General features: G+C 68.6%; 1 protein-coding gene. It reads left to right on the forward strand.

The features are described from left to right. Positions 1 to 9: 9 nt before the first annotated feature. Positions 10 to 838 (forward strand): DUF6541 family protein (locus AC1DP3_RS18340; RefSeq protein WP_477295811.1); only part of this gene is annotated, 829 nt, incomplete at its 3' end.

The raw sequence follows: 838 nt of genomic DNA on the forward strand, positions 1-838 counted from the left end.
CTCTGCAGGATGACCAACCCGGGAGGCTCGCTGGCCTTCTATCCCGCTGCCTGGCACGCATTGGTGGCATTGATCGTGCAGCTGTCGGGAGCCTCCATCCCGGCCGCCGTGAACGCGGTGACCCTCGTCATCTCGGCGGTGGTCTGGCCGCTCGGGATCGTGCTGCTCTCCCGCGCGCTGTTCGGCCGATCGCCGGTGCTCGCTGTGGCTGCGGGATTGCTCGCTGCCTCGCTGCCCCTGTTCCCGATCCTCCTCATGGATTACGGAGTGCTCTATCCCTATCAGCTGGGCATTGCGCTCCTGCCTGCGGCATTGGCTGCAGCGCTGCAGGTGCTCGGTCTCGCTGCCCGGCGAGCGACGACAAGCCTTCTGTGGTGGGCGATCGCCCTTCTCGGCGTGCTTCCCGGACTCGCGATGGCGCACCCGGGGGCACTCATGTCCTGGCTGGCCCTCACGGCGCCCATGGTGGTCGTGTTCGTCGTCGTTCGGTGGCGTGCGGCGACGGCGATGCGTACCCGCTGGCTCCTCGCCCTCGCCGCGGTCGCTTACCTCGTGGTCGGCCGTGTGCTCGTGCGCAGCCTCCGTCCTCCGTGGGACGCCCGGCAATGGCCGACCACGTCGAGCGTCTCTGATGCTCTCGTGTCGGTCGCGGCGATCACACCGTGGTATCAGGTCCCGGCTGTGCTCGCAGCGGTCGCGGTGCTCGCCGGAATCGTCTGGTCCCTCATCGCGCGGAGTCCGAGGTCTTTCGTCGCGGTCGGAATGTACGTGGTGGCCGCGGTGCTCTATGTCACGGTCGTGGCAGGGCCGTTCCCGCAGCTTCGCGACGCCCTCACCG

The sequence above is a fragment of the Microbacterium sp. P5_B6 genome, assembly GCF_056400345.1.